At 59.2% G+C, this 18084-nt stretch carries 13 protein-coding genes, 1 tRNA gene and 2 rRNA genes (1 of these 16 only partly in view); 9 read left to right on the forward strand and 7 right to left on the reverse strand.

The features are described 5' to 3' along the window. Positions 1-459 (reverse strand): Lrp/AsnC family transcriptional regulator, encoded by a 459-nt coding sequence (locus I8N54_RS17585; protein WP_231592714.1) that lies wholly within the window; start codon positions 457-459, stop codon positions 1-3. Positions 460-589: 130 nt separating this feature from the next. On the opposite strand from I8N54_RS17585, the gene I8N54_RS17590 reads away from it, so the two are divergent. Then, a complete protein-coding gene (locus tag I8N54_RS17590; RefSeq protein ID WP_140196841.1) occupies positions 590-2959 on the forward strand; it encodes a transketolase-like TK C-terminal-containing protein in 2370 nt (789 codons plus the stop codon). 203 nt (positions 2960-3162) lie between these two features. Here I8N54_RS17590 and I8N54_RS17595 read toward each other — a convergent pair whose 3' ends face one another. Both I8N54_RS17595 and I8N54_RS17600 read right to left on the reverse strand, forming a co-directional pair. Then, positions 3163-3606, reverse strand: coding sequence for a hypothetical protein (locus I8N54_RS17595; protein WP_140196842.1), 444 nt, complete (start codon positions 3604-3606; stop codon positions 3163-3165). A 149-nt stretch (positions 3607-3755) separates the two neighbouring features. Then, a complete protein-coding gene (locus I8N54_RS17600) occupies positions 3756-4892 on the reverse strand; it encodes a Pre (Mob) type recombination enzyme (RefSeq protein ID WP_140196844.1) in 1137 nt (378 codons plus the stop codon). Positions 4893-5407: 515 nt separating this feature from the next. Between I8N54_RS17600 and I8N54_RS17605 the strand changes: the two genes are divergently transcribed. The 6 genes from I8N54_RS17605 to I8N54_RS17630 all read left to right on the forward strand — a co-directional run bounded on the left by I8N54_RS17605 (position 5408) and on the right by I8N54_RS17630 (position 11463). Next, positions 5408-6316 (forward strand): ABC-three component system protein, encoded by a 909-nt coding sequence (locus I8N54_RS17605; RefSeq protein ID WP_140196846.1) that lies wholly within the window; start codon positions 5408-5410, stop codon positions 6314-6316. Then, the gene (locus tag I8N54_RS17610; RefSeq protein WP_140196848.1) at positions 6310-6552 is read left to right on the forward strand and encodes an ABC-three component system middle component 6; all 243 of its coding nucleotides are present in this window, start codon (positions 6310-6312) and stop codon (positions 6550-6552) included. The genes I8N54_RS17605 and I8N54_RS17610 overlap by 7 nt, the downstream gene beginning before the upstream one ends. Continuing rightward, on the forward strand, positions 6549-8258 hold the full coding sequence (locus tag I8N54_RS20245; protein ID WP_140196850.1) for a DUF2326 domain-containing protein: 1710 nt from the start codon (positions 6549-6551) through the stop codon (positions 8256-8258). The genes I8N54_RS17610 and I8N54_RS20245 overlap by 4 nt, the downstream gene beginning before the upstream one ends. A gap of 666 nt (positions 8259-8924) precedes the next feature. After that, positions 8925-9470: a hypothetical protein gene (locus I8N54_RS17620; protein ID WP_140196852.1), complete on the forward strand. Its 546-nt coding sequence runs from the start codon at positions 8925-8927 to the stop codon at positions 9468-9470. After that, positions 9467-9916 carry a hypothetical protein gene (locus I8N54_RS17625; RefSeq protein ID WP_140196854.1) on the forward strand — a complete coding sequence of 150 codons (450 nt, stop codon included), beginning with the start codon at positions 9467-9469 and terminating at the stop codon, positions 9914-9916. Before I8N54_RS17620 ends, I8N54_RS17625 begins: the two co-directional genes overlap by 4 nt. Before the next feature lie 404 nt (positions 9917-10320). Next, entirely contained in the window at positions 10321-11463 is a 1143-nt protein-coding gene (locus I8N54_RS17630; RefSeq protein ID WP_140196856.1) for a hypothetical protein, read from the forward strand. A gap of 200 nt (positions 11464-11663) precedes the next feature. Here the strand turns inward: I8N54_RS17630 and I8N54_RS17635 are convergent, their stop codons facing one another. Continuing rightward, positions 11664-12335, reverse strand: coding sequence for an SOS response-associated peptidase (locus tag I8N54_RS17635; RefSeq protein WP_140196858.1), 672 nt, complete (start codon positions 12333-12335; stop codon positions 11664-11666). Positions 12336-12838: 503 nt separating this feature from the next. Between I8N54_RS17635 and I8N54_RS17640 the strand changes: the two genes are divergently transcribed. Further along, positions 12839-13246, forward strand: coding sequence for a recombinase family protein (locus I8N54_RS17640; protein ID WP_140196860.1), 408 nt, complete (start codon positions 12839-12841; stop codon positions 13244-13246). Then, positions 13243-14946, forward strand: a complete 1704-nt coding sequence (locus tag I8N54_RS17645; protein WP_140196862.1) for a recombinase family protein — start codon at positions 13243-13245, stop codon at positions 14944-14946. The genes I8N54_RS17640 and I8N54_RS17645 overlap by 4 nt, the downstream gene beginning before the upstream one ends. Here the strand turns inward: I8N54_RS17645 and I8N54_RS17650 are convergent. The 3 genes from I8N54_RS17650 to I8N54_RS17660 all read right to left on the reverse strand — a co-directional run. Continuing rightward, positions 14925-15001: transfer RNA gene (locus tag I8N54_RS17650), tRNA-Met, on the reverse strand. The genes I8N54_RS17645 and I8N54_RS17650 overlap by 22 nt on opposite strands. 48 nt (positions 15002-15049) lie before the next feature. Further along, positions 15050-15164 (reverse strand): 5S ribosomal RNA (gene rrf / locus I8N54_RS17655). A gap of 121 nt (positions 15165-15285) precedes the next feature. Further along, a 23S ribosomal RNA gene (locus I8N54_RS17660) occupies positions 15286-18084 on the reverse strand (it continues 34 nt past the right edge of the window).

Here is an 18084-nt window from a genome sequence, read left to right on the forward strand (position 1 = left end):
TCACCTGATCCGGGCGGGCTGATGTTTCACCCGCCGGATCGGGACCGAGGATTCGATCGAGGCAACACCCGGGATCTTGGTCAGCCGCCGGGTCAGGAACCGCTCGAAATCGTCGAGGCTCTCGACCGAGAGGCGCAGGAGATAGTCGAAACTGCCGGTCATCAGCCAGCATTCGACGATCTCCGGGCAAAGCCGGACCTCTTTCTCGAACTCGACGAGCCGCCCGTCGACCTGCTGATCCAGCCGCACAGACACGAAGACCGAGAAACCGAAGCCCATCTTCGCCTCTTCGATCTGCGCGCCGTAGCCGGTGATGTAGCCCTCCGCCTCCAGCTTGCGGATGCGGCGAGCACAGGGAGAGGCGGACAGCCCGACCTTGTCACTCAACTCCTGATGAGAGATGCGCGCGTCGTCCTGAAGCTCTTTCAGGATTTTGTAGTCGATCTGATCGAGATTCATTGAGCATGGGTCCATTTTCAGCGCCATCCGACGCATACACGCCGATTATCACCAAGATCAGCATCGGACACCATCGCAGACGCGGGGACTCGGCGCGAAAGTCGCGATAGCCTGCGCGAAGGAGACCGACATGACGAACCACCCCGAGCTCAAGACCATCGAACAGCGGCTTCTCTGGTTGTCGCATTGGATGATTCACCATGCCAACCACGTCCGTCCGAAGGTGGACGGCATCAAAACCGGCGGTCATCAGGCGAGTTCAGCCTCGATGGTGTCGATCATGACGGCGCTCTATTTCCATGCGCTGCGGCCCGAAGACCGGGTCGCTGTGAAACCCCACGCTTCGCCGATCTTCCACGCGATGCAGTACCTGATGGGCAATCAGACTCGCGAGAAAATGGAAGCCTTCCGGGCCTATGGCGGCGTGCAGAGCTATCCCTCCCGGACCAAGGATATCGACGATGTGGATTTCTCCACCGGGTCCGTCGGGCTTGGCGTGGCGATCACCTCCTTCGCCTCGCTGGTGCAGGACTATGTGTCGGCCAAGGAATGGGGTGCCGACCTGCCGCTCGGCCGGATGGTGGCACTCGTCGGAGACGCCGAACTCGATGAAGGCAACGTCTATGAGGCCTTGCAGGAAGGCTGGAAGAACGACCTTCGCAATTGCTGGTGGATCATCGACTACAACCGGCAGTCCCTCGACGGGATCGTCCGCGAAGGTCTGTTCGAGCGGGTCGAGAAAATCTTTGACGCGTTCGGCTGGGATGTGGTCCGCATCAAGCACGGCACGCTGCAGCGCGCGGCCTTCGAAGAGCCGGGTGGAACGCGCCTGCGCGACTGGATCGACGCCTGCCCGAATGCCGAATATTCCGCTCTGACCTATCAGGGTGGCGCGGTCTGGCGGCAACGCCTGATGGACGACCTCGGCGATCAGGGCGAGGTCACCGCGCTGATCGACCGTCGCAGCGACCGGGAGCTGGCCGACCTGATGGAGAATCTTGGCGGCAATTGCGTCGAAACGCTGGCCGACACCTTTGCAAGCATCAGCCACGATCGACCGACATGCTTCCTCGCCTACACGGTGAAGGGATGGGGCACGCCGATCGCGGGGCACAAGGACAACCACGGCGGCCTGATGACAAAGGCGCAGATGGCCGAATGGCAGTCACATATGAAGGTCCCCGAAGGACAGGAATGGGAGCCGTTCGCGACCGTCGATGACGCGGACGCACTGGCAGACGTCCTGTCGAAGGTGCCCTTCTTCGCCAAGGGGCACCGTCGCTACGACGATGCGCGCCTGCCGGTACCCGAAGTCGGCATCTCTACGGATCGTGAGATCTCGACACAGGCCGCATTCGGCAAGATCCTCGACGATCTCGCCAAGGGGGACAGTCCCCTCGCCGAACGCCTCGTGACGACGTCCCCCGACGTCACGGGAACGACCTCCCTCGGTCCATGGGTCAACCGACGCAAGCTGTTCGCGCGCAAGGAACTGGCCGATGTCTTCATCGAGAACCGGATCCCGTCTACCGCGAAGTGGGAGTTCACCCCGAAAGGTCAGCATATCGAGCTCGGCATCGCGGAGATGAACCTGTTCCTGCTGCTCGGCGCGGCGGGTCTGTCGCATCAACTGTTCGGCAAGCGGCTTATTCCTATCGGCACGGTCTATGACCCCTTCGTGCATCGCGGTCTCGATGCCCTGAACTACGCGTGCTACCAGGACGCCCGGTTCATGATCGTCGGCACCCCCTCCGGGGTGACGCTCGCCCCCGAAGGGGGCGCGCACCAGTCGATCGGGACGCCCCTGACCGGGATGGCGATGGACGGACTGGCAAGTTTCGAGCCCGCTTTCGCCGACGAACTCGCCGTCATCATGGAGTGGGCGTTCGACTATCTGCAGCGCGACGGCTCTGGTGACCCGGATGAACGGACTTGGCTCCGGGATGAAACCGGAGGGTCTGTCTACCTCCGCCTGACGACCAAGCCGCTGGAACAACCGGGAAAACGCGTAGACGATACCTTCCGGCGTGGCGCGGTCGACGGCGCCTATTGGCTCCGCGAGCCCGGACCGAATCCATCGGTGGTGATCGCCTACCAGGGCGCTGTCGCCGATGAGGCCATCGCGGCCGCCGGCATGATCGGTGAACATCGCCGGGACATCGGCGTCCTCGCTGTCACCTCCGCAGACCGGCTGAACGCCGGGTGGACCGCGGCGCAGCGCGCACGAGCCCGGGGAAACGATACGGCACAAAGCCACATCGAACGGCTGCTCGGGAACTTACCCCGAAATTGTAAGCTGGTGACGGTGATCGACGGGCATCCAGCGACGCTGGCATGGCTCGGATCGGTCGCGGGGCACGAGACGATCTCTCATGGTGTCGAACATTTCGGGCAGACCGGGACGATCGGCGACGTCTATCGACACTTCGGCATTGATCGGGACGCTCTCGTCCGCTCCGTCAGCCGTCTGACGGAAGGAAGCCGGATCGGGACAAGCTGATCCGGTCGCTTTCCCGCAGCTTCAAGTTTCTCAGACACACAACAAGAAGGCCGCGCGACTTTCGTCGGCGGCCTGTTCGGTAAAACTGGTTGCGGGAGAGCGGTTTGCACTTTGGCGAAAACGACGATCTTCGCGCCGGTCTCGCGCTGATCCGCGAGCCGGGAGGCGGCGCGCCGCTGCGGCCCCTGCCCGGCTGAGCTGCATCAGGACGCCGAAGCGTCCTGCGGAGTCGCCTTGGCGGTCTTGGCATCGCGCTCGGCGGCTTCGGCGGCCTTGCGCTCCTCTTCGGCTATCCGCTCCTCTTTCGCATCTTCGTCTCCGTGCATCTCGTCCACGGCCTCCGGACGCAGCGGATGAGAGGCGATGCGACGGCGGTTCGCCGCGGTAGCCAGCCGTTCCAGGCTGAAGAAGAATGGCGTGAGCACCTCCTCGTCCATCGCGGCGATGAACTCGGGCATCGTGTCGGCGATCGCCTTGGCTCGTAGGCGCTCCTCGTTGTCCGCCTTCTTCACCTGCTTGTTCAGCGACCGGCGGAGCGTCGCAAGAGCGCGCTCGGTGGCGGGGGTGTCGGGCGCAACTTCGGCCTGCTGGCGCTTCTTGCGCGAGGATTTCGAAGCGGCGAGGTCGGGGTTGAGGAAGATGGTCATTGTAGGGTCCTTTGTCGATCTGATGGCCTCCGCGGAGGTCCGGGTTTCAGGGGCACCGTTCGGCGCTGGCCATCACATTGCTCTCTTCGATCCGCGCGACTCGTGGACTCGGCAAACTTTTTCACCGGTTTCTCGCAAGACATTGTATACTATTGAAACTTTCCTTCTTCTCCGGGGTCGTCGCGCTGCGACTGACCCTTCGATGAAGCGGCGGGAAGCCCGTTCCCGGAACGCTCCAACCTGCGCAGTATTGCCGGGATCGTCTGCCGGATCTCGGCGATAAGCGCGCGCGTCTTGGCTGGTAGATGAAGCGCGGCTTCGGCGACCTTCGCATCGGCCTGTTCGATCTGCTCCATGGCGCTGGCCACTCGGGAATCGGCCTCGGCTTCAGCTTTCGCTTGCGCCTGCCCGAACAGGCGCCCCCACGCGCGCCCGAACACGCCCGCGGCGCGAGCGAAGCCTGTCGGAGACCGTCGCCGAAGATCCTCCAAAGGTGTCTCCGCCGGCGTTGCGGCCGGGGCCTCGACCAAGCCCGGCTCCTCCCCGCCCTCGCTCGCGACAAACGCGCCTGATGCTACACCTTCGGCCACGGCGAGCACCGTCTCTGCCTCGTTCTCGCGCTCCGCCACGCGTGCCGTGCGCTCGTCCAACGCGATCTTGTCGGCCTCCAAGGCTTCGGCTCTGTCCTGCACCCGAAGCTCTTGCTCGGCACGCCATTTCCACGTCTTGGCGTGATAGCGACGCTTCGGCGGTGTCTCTCCGTTCTCGCGGGCCTTCTTGATCGCTGCTGCCCGCCGTTCACCACGCACCAGACCGAGGCAAGCGAACCACTCGCCAACGCTATCCTGCGCCGCCTCGTAGTTCTCGATGAACGGATGGATCGAGGGTTGAAGCATCCGGCGCGTCGCCGTGGCTGTCGGCACCCTCGCCTTCGGCTTCGCGATCTCGACCGTCGCCCGGGGCATGATCACCGCATGGATGTGGAACGCGGCTTCATCCCGGTCGGCGCGGGCATGGATGACATCGTCGCCGAAGTTCTCGATCAGCCATTGCTTCGCAAGGGCGCCGAACTCCTTCTCGCGCTGGTTTTCGGCTTCCCCGAAGAACTCCGCCAAGTCGGCATCAAACCAGTCCTTGTTGACCGTGAGGATGACCTCGCGCATCGGCCCGTGCCGCGTCGGACGCCACGGCTGCTTCGGCCCCTCGACGAAACGTCGCTCGATGTCCTTCTTGCGGTTGCGTTTCTCCAGTGAGGCGACCTCGGCCGCGAAGTTCTCCGCCGCCATCTCGCGGATCTCGGCGAGCGCCCGAGCCGCCCAGTCTTCGGGCCCGATGAGGGGCGGGCCGTTAAGCTTTGTCCGAGACCGATCGACATGGCTGAGATCCCCACCCTTCCGCAGACGATGGGCCTCGTAGCCGCCGAGCTGATGCGGGTAGAGCCCCTCGAACCGCAGCACCACGGGGTAGTCTGTCTTGATGTTTGAACCGTCCATCGCTGATCTCCTGAGCACAAGAGCTCAGGAGTTCGGTCGATCAGCGATGAACCAGTAGCGAGTGCGTAGAACAGGACGCTCTAAAGCTCTTGCCGTTTGCGGCATAAGCACGCGCAGGCAACCGATGGTGTATACCTAAGACTTGAGACGAACATCGGCCTTCGGTAGAACACGAGCCGCAGGATGGCTATCCAAACTGGCTTCACGCAACGGCGCACCCAATACGGCTCAGAAAATGATGGTTTGTGACCGTCTAAGAGTGTTAACTCACCATGCCATCAAAGTAGTCTTATTAAATTGCGGTCCAAATGCACAAAGCTGACTTCGACGAATATTTCGACCGTATGTTTGAAACATGCAATCAGACCAGATTCGAAGATTGGTTCGCCGAACTTGCTCATTGCGCTTGGGGAACAGATTTTGAAACGATAAAAGCAGGCGGAAAACACGGCGACAAAAAAAGTGACGGACGGCATCGACCGACTGAAACAATCTACCAGTGTTACGCACCGGAGTCAGCCTCTACATTCTCTAAAAATTCAATTGGAAAGGTAAACGACTCCTTCCCGGAAGTTATCAATTATTGGCCCAAATTGAAAAGATGGGTTCTGGTTCACAACAACAATGCAGGCATCCCCACGAAGCTCAGTGACGCACTCGAAAAACTCCGCGAAGAATATCCTCACATTGAAATTGACACGGCTTCGCGTCGCTTTCTCAAAGATGAGCTCCATGACAAACTGAGCATGAACCAAATGCTCGATGTGTATCCCAGCGCTCGGCTTAACTTCCGCACTGTATCCATGGAGAACGTGAGACCACTTCTAAAACGAATTATCGGGGAAAAGTCGCATACGATTAGCTTATTGTCTTTTGGGGAAATTCCTAACGAGAAGAAGCTCGATCACAATGAACTCAGCCCAGACGCAAAGTTCGATCTAAACAGGGCAGCCCCCAATATTGGAATTGTCGACCGATTCCTTGAGAGCATGAGCAACCCGGGAAATGCTTCAATCATTCAGTCCGGGATTCAGTCGAAATATCTTGAGCTAAGAGACTTCGGTCATTCAGCAGACGAAATCCTCGGGGGTTTGTTGGCGTTTGTCCGAGGGCCGCTTGAAGATCCGGCCTACACCGCAGCTGCCTACGTGATAATATACTATTACTTCGACGCATGTGATATCTTCGAAAATCCACCTGAAGACGCGCTATGCTGATGCCAACAAAACATATAAAGACAGAGAACGCCCTGATTGGAGTCGGCGCGGAAGTCCTGGCTTTATTGGAAAGAGAGAAAACAGTTTCGACTCTATTTCGCGACCTTCAGGACTGGCGGCGAGACAACGAGCTTCCTACGATTCACTTTGACTGGTTCTTGCTTTCACTCGACTTCCTGTTCTCTGTAAAAGCTATCCGCTTTGAAGCCGGTATCCTTAAGAAGATGAATCAATGATCACAGAAGTTTCGAGCGACTTGGAAACGTTCAAATCCCTACAATTCGGGCCGGGGCTTAATATTTTGCTAGCCGACCGGCATAAAAGGTCGGGTGATCGAGACACACGAAACGGAACCGGGAAAACCAGCTTTATAGAGCTGGTTCATTTTGTGCTGTCAGAAAAGCGTAACGGTGGAGATGATTTTCACAAACCTGAACTGGTCGGAAGTAATTTTGTATGCCGCTTCTCTGATCACGGCAAAGAATACGAAATCTCCAGAAAGAGCGGCCCATCAGATGAAACTCGAAAGGATGGTGTGCTTGTATCACCATCCGACCTTCGATCGGAGCTGGCGCAAAAGTGGTTTGGGTTAGACAGCGAAGTATTGTCAGAGAAGTATGCTCCAAAGTTCGGTGCGCTACTGTCTTATTTTATTAGAAAAGAGAGAAACGGAGGGTTCGCAAACCCAACGCTAAACGCCTCCACGCAATCTGGATGGGATAGCCAAGTCTGCCTATCTTATCTACTTGGCTTTGATTGGCGACTAGCCCAACAGCTTCAAGTCAAGAAGGACCAGAAAAAAGACGCAGACACCCTCTACAAAATGATAAAGAGCGGTTACCTCAGTGAAGGTGAGCTTGATCTCAACAAGATGCAAGCTCGCCTTGATTTTCTGGACCGGGAAGTCGAGCGAAAGCGAGACGAGATAGCATCTGCACAAGTTGTCGACGGCTATCGCGAACAGGAAGCCACCGCGAATGACCTTACTGCGCAGATCCGATCCTTGAATGAAGCCAACCTCAGTGATTTAGATTTGATCGAAAGCATCGAAACGGCGATTTCCGAAGTTGCTGATGCAAACGTCGCAGACGTTAAAGCTCTATACCATCAAGCCGGGGTATTTTTCGGTGATCAGGTTCAAAAGAGACTCGAGCAAGTTGAGGAGTTTCACAACAAGGTCGCACAAAATAGAAGTTCCCATCTTCTCCGAGAAAAACAACTCGCGCAACAGCGCCTTTCTGATCGAAGGAAAGAAATTCTGAGAATTCAGGGAGCACTGTCCGAGAAGCTCAACCTTTTGCGCTCAGGTATAGCCATCGAGCGCCTCAGTCATCTTCAATCTGAACTTAACGGGCTTGAGGGAGAGCAAGCAGATCTTCGGCAACAAATCCCGCGCTTTCGCAATGTTTCTGACGACCGCCGACGATTAAATCGCGAAATTGATGATTTAGTAGACGCCATCGGCGATGACGTTCTTGAACGCGAAGACCAGAGAAGGTCAGCGCTCAATATTTTCGCAAGCACCTCTCAGTATCTATACGACGAGCCTGGGTCTCTCATAATAGGCCGGTCAAGGGGTGTCGGAGGCATGTCAATCGAGACTGACATCGTCGGAAAAAAGAGCGGCGGCAAGACACACATGCAAGTTTTCTGCTTTGACTGGCTTCTGGCCGAAGCATCGCAACGTCAGGACAGATTCCCCGGCTTTGTTATTCACGATAGCCATGTATTTGACGGAGTCGATGGTAGGCAAATCAGGCTGGCGTTAGAATTAGCGCATAAAAAGTGTGGCGATCTCGGCATTCAATACATCGTGGCTATGAATTCTGATGATCTTGATAAAATTGAATGGGATACAGACACCTTCGACCCGAGAGACTTCGTCCTCGATACAGTTCTGACCGATGAACCGGATGGCGGGCTATTCGGCATCAGATTTTAGGTTGAGATAATGCAATGGATTCTTGGCATCTTGATCCCGGCTTGGCGTTGCGGGGCATATAAGTAAGTTCATTCCGGGGTGCTGAGGGTTCCCGAGTTGCCCAGCTACTTACTCACTAATCAGCTGGCACTCCGGCCCTGCGGGCCTGCGTTCCAGCTGTCGTTCGCCGGGGGCTGACGCCCCCGGACCCCAGCGCCGCTGACGCGCCGCTCGGGAGACGCTCCGCCCTCCCGAACCCGCCAGGGACCTTCAGCCGGACCAGAGAGCGCGCCGCCCCTCTGGACACCCAGGGCAGGGTCTTCGTTCGCCACTCCCCCTGCACCCCCTGGCGTCTCCCGACGGGCTCGGGTCATCGTTCCGCACTCCCCCAAGACCCCCTGCTCCCGGAGGATGCCGCTCCGCGCTCGCCTCCGAACCTCCCCCAACTCCCGGGAAGAGCGTTCCGCACGTCTTCCCGAACCTATCTCCGCTCGTCTCCCGACGGGGTCGAAAGGGGCACCCTCTCGACGCTCTCCCGACAGGACAGGGAGCAACGCAGATCAGGGGAGCAGGGCCAGTCCCTTCCGTCGTGCGCGCGCCTTGTGACGCGCACGACGGAAGGCCCCGGCCCATAGGATAGAAGGGGACGATCACGCGCGTCGGATATCCACGTTCAAGGAGCCGACAATGCTCGACACGACCAACACCATCCTCACGATGACGCCAGCCTGGCGCGACCATCTGTCTTACGGGGACATCGTCTCTTTCCGCTTCCCGCTCGCGGAGGAAGCCAGCACTGGAAAGCCGAAAGCCCGGCCCTGCCTGGTCCTCGACATCGAGACGCGGGACGACCAGCGCTACGCCCTTCTCGCCTACGGAACGACCTCGCGCCGACGGTCCAACGTCGGCTACGAGGTTCACGTTCGCCGTCGCGACGAATACCTGCCCGCCGGTCTCGACGAGCCGACCCGCTTCGTCGGCGCACGCCGCCTCCTGGTGCCGCTGACACACAGCGGCTTCGCCATCTGCCGAGCGACGGGCTCTGCCGTGCTCGGCCGGCTCGACGGTGCTCCGTTCGACGACATGAACGCGGTGCGCGGCCGCATCCACGCCGAGGCCGACATCGCTGCGGACCGCCGATCGCGACGGCGAGGCGGGCTCCGGCGCTCGCGCCCCATGGAGCATCGAGCTCCGCGATCCACAGAGCCTGCGAGGAAGGCGGTGCGCGAATGAGCGAAGCCGTCTCGCGGACCCTGTTCGAGCAGCAGGTGGACCTCACCAGCTCCCTCCTGCAACGGATGCAGGGTATGGAAAGCCACCTGCTGACACGCGTGCGTCCGCACCTTCCCGACGACGCCGGAAACGCCGTCGACGATCTCATCGTCGCGATGGACGCAGAGGAGTGGATCGATCCGAGCTTGCACTTCTATGTCGATGCCGTCCTCGGCGAGATGCGCACCGCGATTGCTGCCGGCACGACCGAAGAGCAGGTGCCCATTCCGCGCGACAAGTTGATCGGCTCCACGGAGGCCTTCGACACGCACAAGGTGCGGAGCCCGGCCGCCGAAGCGCTTCAAGCCGCACTGCCTCCACTGGAGGGTCTCTATGGCGCGGCTCGGGAGGCGCTCCGCTTCGCCGAAGCGATCCGGCTGAGCTTCCAGCTCCTGCATCCGGACTGAACCCAACGGCGCCCCGAGGGGCGCCGCTCTTGAGGGCCCCTGCGGCCCCGCTGACGGGACTGGATCACCCGCCAGAAGGCGCGCCGGCGACCAATGCTCCGTCGCTGCTACGACGATGCCGGCGCGCCAATCCTTGATTTTTTGAGCAAACTCCTGGGTGCTGTCAAAAGAGAGCTGGATACCACAGCCGAACGCGTTGGCGACTGCGTAAGAAGTGACCGTCCCGGCGAAGAATAAGAAACCGCCATTCCGACTCGTGAGACGTGAACCGGGGTAGCCAGTGAAATCGGCCCAGCTCGAGCTTTGCGAACAGCAAGCTCACCATAGAGAATGCCAGGCGGCGACGATGGACTATGGACGGCTTATCTGCTTCAGTGTCTCAAAATAGGTAAAACTGAGGCGACATGTATTTCTCCATCATATTTCCGCTTGCCGATCTTCGGAACTTGCACCACGAGCGCGCCGGGCGCCTGGAACGTCCGGCATGGGGGCAAAGCGACCCGCAAGCGAAATTCGCGCGTGGCTTTGGAGAAATCCACACAAGAACCAAGTCGGGCTCGGGCTACCCTGGTGAAAACTATTATGCTGACTGCAATAATCTGATAAGGTATCCAACTCAATACTTCCTGCGGCCAATCCAAAAATTACAACGCGCCATTGTGGCATATCCTATTTACAGACGGTTCTATTTCGACGGTGAAATGTCTGGTCGTTTTGAACTTGGCTTCCGACTTAATGATGGATCCATTGATGAGGTTGCTTTTTCAGAAGGCAACGTGAAGTATAGCGCAGAAGAGCTTGCCGCCCAAATATTGCAAGAAAATGTTCGCATTGAACTTCTGGACGGAAGGAAATTCACGCAACCTTTTTCGGCGGCGGCGCCGGCACTTCGGGACGGTTGGATCCTCAGTAGCACTAAGAACGCAGCATTAAAAAGCTTCGAGTTAGAAAAAATCGGCAAGACATACGTGGGTGTCGGATCACCATTCGTTTTTATTCGATCTGGGCGAGAAACAAACCTACAGAAAGATCGACAGAGGCGCCAATTATTCGGCGATGAAAACCTCGAGATCTTCCTCAGCAGGTCCGGGACTCAAAAGCAATCATTCGACGTTGCAGCTATACCATCAGTTGCTTCACTTTCGGACGAGACGCCCAGGGAAAGATTAGCGCGATTGTTTTACACTCAAGTTCGCGTTCTTTCTTACGCTCACTCATTCTATCTCAGACAAGTCGCTTCCGGGAAGCTTTCAGGGCCCAGATCCATTGAACCCGCAATACAGGCACTGCTTGAGAGACTCTCAAGTTTGGAGCCTGTCGAAGGCAACCGAGAAGATGAATTGGCATGCCACGAAATGGCTGAAATCTTACGACGAACGGATATCAACCCTTCTCAACTCGCGACAGAAATAGATAATCTGGTAAAGCCGGGATTTTTTCGCCGCTGGTTCGGAGGTATCTTTGGCTATGCGGATCGGAAAGTTGACATAGCGGTTGAGGCCGCTGCTGCAAGCGCGACGACGCACCTTTTGAGCAGCGGCCCCTAAAATATTGGGCAGCACCGAATGCTTAGCCCGTCTATGTCGTTGGGAGCTAATGCTCCCTCGATACAAACTATAGTGCGGTTGTGACGCTGAGTCAATGCCGCCGAGAGCCCCGACTACGATTGCAGCACGAGGATTCGCCGATCATTCCGCGAACGGTAAATCTATCCTTCGTGCAGTGCGGCTTTAGGTCGAGCAGCCAACTAACCTACCGTTCGTTTACTATGCGGGTCCTGACGCTGCCCTTCGGCGACAATTTGGAGCGTCTCGTCGGAGAGCGGCCGTTGCAGGCCCTTGGCCTCGCCGAACGGCGCAGTGAGCCAGGTCTTCCATTCCTCGGGCTCGGTAAGGATCACCGGCATCGCCTTGGGATGAACGGAACCGACCACGGCGTTGGCCTCGGTTGTGAGGAAGCCGAAGAGGTCGGCTTCGACCTCGCCTTCCTTGAGCTTCCGGACGGAGGTCCAGCGGGTCCAGATCCCGGCGAAGAAGGTCAGCGGTCGATCCTCGCCGCGCGCGAACCAGACGGGGGTTCGCGACTTGTCGCGCTCGACGCGATATTCGGAGAAGCTGGTGAAGGGCACGAGGCAGCGGTGCTCCGGGCCGAGCCAGCGCCGCCAATGCGCCGAGCCGAGGTTGCGGATGTTCGTGACGCCGGGATCGGTCCTGCGGTTCTTCAGGGCGCCCTTCGGCGACGGCATGCCCCACCGCATCATCACCAGCTCCCGGCCCTCCTCGCCCATGCGGATGACGGGCGCCGACTGGTCCGGGAAGATCGCCGGTTGCGGCGCGAGGTTGCCTGTGCGGTCGGTCCAGACGCTTGCGAGCTCACGGATCGCCGACTGCCCCTTCGACAACGAATAGAGGTTGCACATCCGCCCTGCCCCTTTGCGCGACCAAGAGACCGGCGCCGAAGCCGACCTCATCACCCTGACTGTAGGAGCCCCCATGTCCCGCCGCCACCTCCTGACGCGACTATGGCTGCGCCGGCACGAGTTTCTGATCGTGCGCGCCGCCATCGTTCTGCTGCTGCTCGTGCACGCCGCGCTGCTGCTCCGCTGAACGAGACAGACGCGCCCGCGGGAGACCCGCGGGCGCTCTTCGGCCACCTGTGTGCGGGACCTCGGGTGGGCGTCCGCCGTGTCGGTTGTTCATTGCCCGAACAGGAAAGGACTCCGCCGATGCCGCTCGACAGACTGATCGACCTTCTCGCAGAAGCCGCAGTCCGCAAGCTCTCGCAGGAGCGGGAGGCAAAGGACGCAACGCCTGACGCGATGTTTCCACTCTACTCGGGATTGCGGCCATACGATGTCCTCATTCTCCTGCGACAGAAAGTTCAACGGCGCCGTGCGCGCCACAGTCCGACGACGAGACGACCATGACCACTGGCACCACCGCCCTTCTCTACCGGCGCTCGGCCCGTTCGAGCGACGTCGCAATCGGTGAGCAGCGCGGGCTCTGCACCGACTACGCCGCCGCGCGAGGCTGGCGCATCCTTGATGTCGTCGTCGACACCGGCGTCGGCGGGGTGGCGGAGCCCACGGGCCTGACGATCCTGCGGGAGCGCATCGCAAGCGGCGGGGCACAGGCCGTTATCGCGACGGATCTGGCCCGCATCTCGCGCGATCCCGAACGGGTTCAGGCCTTCGCCCGGTTCTGCCGGCAGCACGGGGCCGACTTGTGCTGCGCGACGCAGACGGTCAATCTCGACGCCATTCTGGCCCCCGCCAACGGCGCCGGCACCTTTATCGAGGCGCTCTACGACGCACGGGAGACCCATTCATGACTCAGCATTCGAGCTTCGAGCAGCCCCGCCGCGTCGCGCTCTACGCCCGCTACTCGACCGACTTGCAGAACCCGATGTCGGTCGAGGACCAGTTCCGGCAGGCTGAGCGCTACGCCCGGCAGCAGGGCTGGACGATCGTCGAGCGCTTCTCGGACAGCGCGATCAGCGGCACGGCGGCACGGACCCGGCCGGACTTCACGCGCCTGTCGGACGCGCTCCACCAGGGGACGTTCGACATCGTCCTCGCCGAGTCCCTCGACCGGATTTCCCGCGACCAGGAGCATCTGGCGGGCTTCTACAAGGCCGCGAAGACCGCGCGTGTCGAGATCCACACGGTCGGGCGCGGCAAGGTGGATGCGCTCACGCTGGGGCTCTCCTCGATGATGAGCGCCATGTTCCTCGAGGAGCTCTCGGACAAGGTGCGCCGCGGCATCGAGGGCAAGGTGCTGAAGGGCCTGAGCGGCGGCGGTCGCATTTACGGATACCGCCCCGGCACCGACGAGCGCGGCGCTCCGGTGAAGGGCACCCTGGCCATCGACGAGATCGAAGCCGCAGTCGTGCGGAGCATCTTTCGCGACTACGCCGCCGGCGTCTCGCCCATCAAGATCGCCAGCCGCCTCAACGAGGAGGGCATCCCCTCCCCGTCCGTGGGCTCGAAGCGAAAATCGTCGGGGCACTGGAAGCAGAACACGATTAACGGGAACGCCGCGCGCGGCACCGGCATCCTGAACAACGAGCTCTATATGGGGCGTCGGATCTGGAAGCGCCTCTCCTACACGAAGCACCACCAGACCGAGAAGAAGCGCTCGACGCTGAACCCCGAGAGCGAGTGGCAGGTCGTCGAGGTGCCGGAGCTCAGGATCGTCGATCAGGACCTCTGGGACGCCGTGAAGGCGCGCCAGGCGGCGCAGACGAAGCGACGGTCCAAGGTGCCCACCACCGACCGGAACCGGCTGTCCTCAAGCCAGACGCTCCGGCGCCGGAAGTATCTGCTGTCGGGGCTTCTGCACTGCGGCCTCTGCGGCGGACGGATGACCGTCGCCGGGGCCGGCAAATACAAGACCTACTACTGCGCCGACGCCAAGGAGAAGGGCCCGAGCGTCTGCACGGGCTTCCGGGGCCTGCGAGAGAGCGTCGCCCTGCCCTTGGTCCTGTCGGCCCTGCGCGCCGATCTGATGAAGCCCGAGGCCTACGCACGGTTCCGGGATCGCGTGCACCACCAGCTGAAGGCAGCACAAGGCACCGCGGAGGACACGCTGCGCCTTCACGACGCGCGGGTGCGGCAGCTGGAGGTGGAGCAACGCAATCTGGTTGCCCTGGCGAAGCAGGGGCTGGGCTCGGAGTCGCTCGTCGCCGAGCTTCAGAAGATCGATGCCGACCTCGCACGCCTCACGGCGACGCGTGGCGATATTGTTCCGCCGGATATCGAGCTGCCAGAGGGACTGCCCGAGCTCTATCAGGAGATGGTCGGGAACCTCGCGGCGAGCCTCTCCGAGGAGAGCGTTGTCGGACGCGCGGCCGACGAGCTGCATGAGCTGATCGACCGGATCGACGTCGATTGGGACGCCGAGGCGAAGGCGCATCGGCTGACGATCGAGGGCAACTTACTGGAGATGCTACGCAAATCGGCGCCGGATGAGCTCGGCGCCGTGCGTGATGGTGCGATTTTCGCGGAAGTTGGTTGCGGGAGTAGGATTTGAACCTACGACCTTCAGGTTATGAGCCTGACGAGCTACCGGACTGCTCCATCCCGCGCCAATTTGTGCTGATCATCGTACGAGAGATCAGAGTGTTCCTTACTAGGTTTGGCGGTGACTTACTCTCCCACGTCTTAGGACGCAGTACCATCAGCGCTACGGCACTTAACGGCTGGGTTCGGAATGGAGCCAGGTGTTTTGCTCGTGCTATTACCACCAAACCGAGAAAGGAACACGGGCGAGCGCCTTTGGCGCCCGCCGTGGTCATCAGATATCCAAGTCAATGAGGTGCGACTTCTGTCCAGCAGCAAGTGCCCTCAGGCTGCCTTGCTTCTACTGGATCAAATCAAGCCTATCGGACAATTAGTACCGGTCAACTGAACGCCTCACAGCGCTTACATCTCCGGCCTATCGACGTAGTGGTCTACTACGGTCCTCAGGGATACCTTGTTTTGAGGGGGGCTTCCCGCTTAGATGCCTTCAGCGGTTATCCTTTCCGATCATAGCTACCCAGCACTGCCGTTGGCACGACAACTGGTCCACCAGTGGATCGTTCACCCCGGTCCTCTCGTACTAGGGGCAACTCCTCTCAAGTATCCTACACCCACGGCAGATAGGGACCGAACTGTCTCACGACGTTCTAAACCCAGCTCACGTACCTCTTTAAACGGCGAACAGCCGTACCCTTGGGACGTGCTTCAGCCCCAGGATGAGATGAGCCGACATCGAGGTGCCAAACGGTGCCGTCGATATGGACTCTTGGGCACCATCAGCCTGTTATCCCCGGCGTACCTTTTATCCGTTGAGCGATGGCCCTTCCACTCGGGACCACCGGATCACTATGGCCGTCTTTCGACTCTGCTCGACTTGTCAGTCTTGCAGTCAGGCTGGCTTCTGCCATTGCACTCAACGAGCGATTTCCGACCGCTCTGAGCCAACCTTCGCGCGCCTCCGTTACTGTTTGGGAGGCGACCGCCCCAGTCAAACTACCCACCACACAGGGTCCCGGAACCGGATAACGGTCCGCGGTTAGACATCAAGCAAAGCAAGGGTGGTATCTCAAGGATGGCTCCACAGCGACTGGCGTCACTGCTTCAAAGCCTACCACCTATCCTGCACATGCTTGGCCTGATGCCAGTGTGAAGTTGTAGTAAAGGTGCACGGGGTCTTTCCGTCTAACCGCGGGAAGCCTGCATCTTGACAGGCAATTCAATTTCGCTGAGTCGACGTTGGAGACAGCGGGGAAGTCGTTACGCCATTCGTGCAGGTCGGAACTTACCCGACAAGGAATTTCGCTACCTTAGGACCGTTATAGTTACGGCCGCCGTTTACCGGGGCTTCAATTCAAGGCTTGCACCTCTCCTTTTAACCTTCCGGCACCGGGCAGGCGTCAGACCCTATACGTCGTCTTGCGACTTCGCAGAGCCCTGTGTTTTTAGTAAACAGTCGCCACCCCCTGGTTTGTGCCCCCAGCCAATACTTGCGTAGAAACTGGGCCTCCTTCTCGCGAACTTACGGAGGTATTTTGCCGAGTTCCTTCAACGTCGTTCTCTCAAGCGCCTTGGTATTCTCTACCAGTCCACCTGTGTCGGTTTAGGGTACGATCTTATAGTAGGGCTATTTCCAGGGACCGCTAAGCTGCCAGTTCAATCCGATAAGGACTGACAACCCTCGCAATCCGTCACCTCTACATGGCCCAGGAATATTAACCTGGTTCCCATCGACTACGCCTTTCGGCCTCGCCTTAGGGGTCGGCTTACCCTGCTCAGATTAGCTTTAAGCAGGAACCCTTGGACTTTCGGCGACAGGGTCTCTCACCCTGTTTGTCGCTACTCATGTCATCATTCTCGCTAGTGATCTCTCCACCCGATGGCTCACGCCCGGGCTTCACAGAAAACTCCGCGTCTCCAACCCGCCCCGAAGGACGGTAAGGAGACATGGAATTATGTCACACTACGCTCTGCTACCACTGCTTGCGCAGTCCTAAGCTTCGGCTCGTGGCTTGAGCCCCGTTACATCTTCGCCGCAGGACAACTTATTTAGACCAGTGAGCTGTTACGCTATCTTTAAAGGATGGCTGCTTCTAAGCCAACCTCCTGGTTGTTTTGGTCGTCCCACCTGCTTTCCCACTTAGCCACGAATTGGGGGCCTTAGCTGTAGGTCAGGGTTGTTTCCCTCTCCACGACGGACGTTAGCACCCGCCGTGTGTCTGCCATCTAGTACTCCTCGGTATTCGGAGTTTGGTTAGGATCAGTAAGCCTGTGGGGCCCCATTACCCATCCAGTGCTCTACCCCCGAGGGTATTCGGATGACGCTCTACCTAAATAGATTTCGCAGAGAACCAGCTATCTCCGAGTTTGATTGGCCTTTCACCCCTAGGCACAACTCATCCCGACCTTTTTCAACAGGTGTGGGTTCGGACCTCCAGTAAGTGTTACCTTACCTTCATCCTGGTCATGCCTAGATCACTCGGTTTCGGGTCTGATCCCACAAACTCAATCGCCCTATTAAGACTCGCTTTCGCTGCGCCTACACCTAACGGCTTAAGCTTGCTTGTGAGACCAAGTCGATGACCCATTATACAAAAGGTACGCCGTCAGCTCTCGAGGAGCCTCCGACTGATTGTAGGCGTTCGGTTTCAGGTACTGTTTCACTCCCCTCGTCGGGGTGCTTTTCACCTTTCCCTCACGGTACTGGTTCGCTATCGGTCAGTAAGGAGTACTTAGCCTTCGAGGGTGGTCCCCCGATCTTCAGACAGGATTTCACGTGTCCCGCCCTACTTAATACGTATCTCAGAGCTTCCTGTACGGGGCTGTCACCCGCTATGGCCAGACTTTCCAATCTGTTCCAGTCACTCATCGATCTCGGCTGGTCCCCGTTCGCTCGCCGCTACTAGGGGAGTATCTGTTGATTTCCTTTCCTCCGGGTACTTAGATGTTTCAGTTCCCCGGGTTTGCTCTAAAAACCCTATATATTCAGATCTTTAGTACCTGTTTCAGCCCGTTATAAGCTGCCGCGAGCGGCAATTATAACAAACTGTCAGGTGGGTTGCCCCATTCGGAGATCCATGGATCAAAGCTTATTCTCAGCTCCCCATGGCTTATCGCAGAGTATCACGTCCTTCATCGCCTCTTACTGCCA

This window comes from Pelagovum pacificum (assembly GCF_016134045.1).
GTDB lineage: Bacteria > Pseudomonadota > Alphaproteobacteria > Rhodobacterales > Rhodobacteraceae > Oceanicola > Oceanicola pacificus_A.

Bases quoted from the DNA above. Each gene is read 5' to 3' on its own strand.
- I8N54_RS17585 (WP_231592714.1), bottom strand. From the start codon at position 459: ATGAATCTCGATCAGATCGACTACAAAATCCTGAAAGAGCTTCAGGAC.
- I8N54_RS17590 (WP_140196841.1), top strand. From the start codon at position 590: ATGACGAACCACCCCGAGCTCAAGACCATCGAACAGCGGCTTCTCTGG.
- I8N54_RS17595 (WP_140196842.1), bottom strand. From the start codon at position 3,606: ATGACCATCTTCCTCAACCCCGACCTCGCCGCTTCGAAATCCTCGCGC.
- I8N54_RS17600 (WP_140196844.1), bottom strand. From the start codon at position 4,892: ATGGCGGCGGAGAACTTCGCGGCCGAGGTCGCCTCACTGGAGAAACGC.
- I8N54_RS17605 (WP_140196846.1), top strand. From the start codon at position 5,408: ATGCACAAAGCTGACTTCGACGAATATTTCGACCGTATGTTTGAAACA.
- I8N54_RS17610 (WP_140196848.1), top strand. From the start codon at position 6,310: ATGCTGATGCCAACAAAACATATAAAGACAGAGAACGCCCTGATTGGA.
- I8N54_RS20245 (WP_140196850.1), top strand. From the start codon at position 6,549: ATGATCACAGAAGTTTCGAGCGACTTGGAAACGTTCAAATCCCTACAA.
- I8N54_RS17620 (WP_140196852.1), top strand. From the start codon at position 8,925: ATGCTCGACACGACCAACACCATCCTCACGATGACGCCAGCCTGGCGC.
- I8N54_RS17625 (WP_140196854.1), top strand. From the start codon at position 9,467: ATGAGCGAAGCCGTCTCGCGGACCCTGTTCGAGCAGCAGGTGGACCTC.
- I8N54_RS17630 (WP_140196856.1), top strand. From the start codon at position 10,321: ATGTATTTCTCCATCATATTTCCGCTTGCCGATCTTCGGAACTTGCAC.
- I8N54_RS17635 (WP_140196858.1), bottom strand. From the start codon at position 12,335: ATGTGCAACCTCTATTCGTTGTCGAAGGGGCAGTCGGCGATCCGTGAG.
- I8N54_RS17640 (WP_140196860.1), top strand. From the start codon at position 12,839: ATGACCACTGGCACCACCGCCCTTCTCTACCGGCGCTCGGCCCGTTCG.
- I8N54_RS17645 (WP_140196862.1), top strand. From the start codon at position 13,243: ATGACTCAGCATTCGAGCTTCGAGCAGCCCCGCCGCGTCGCGCTCTAC.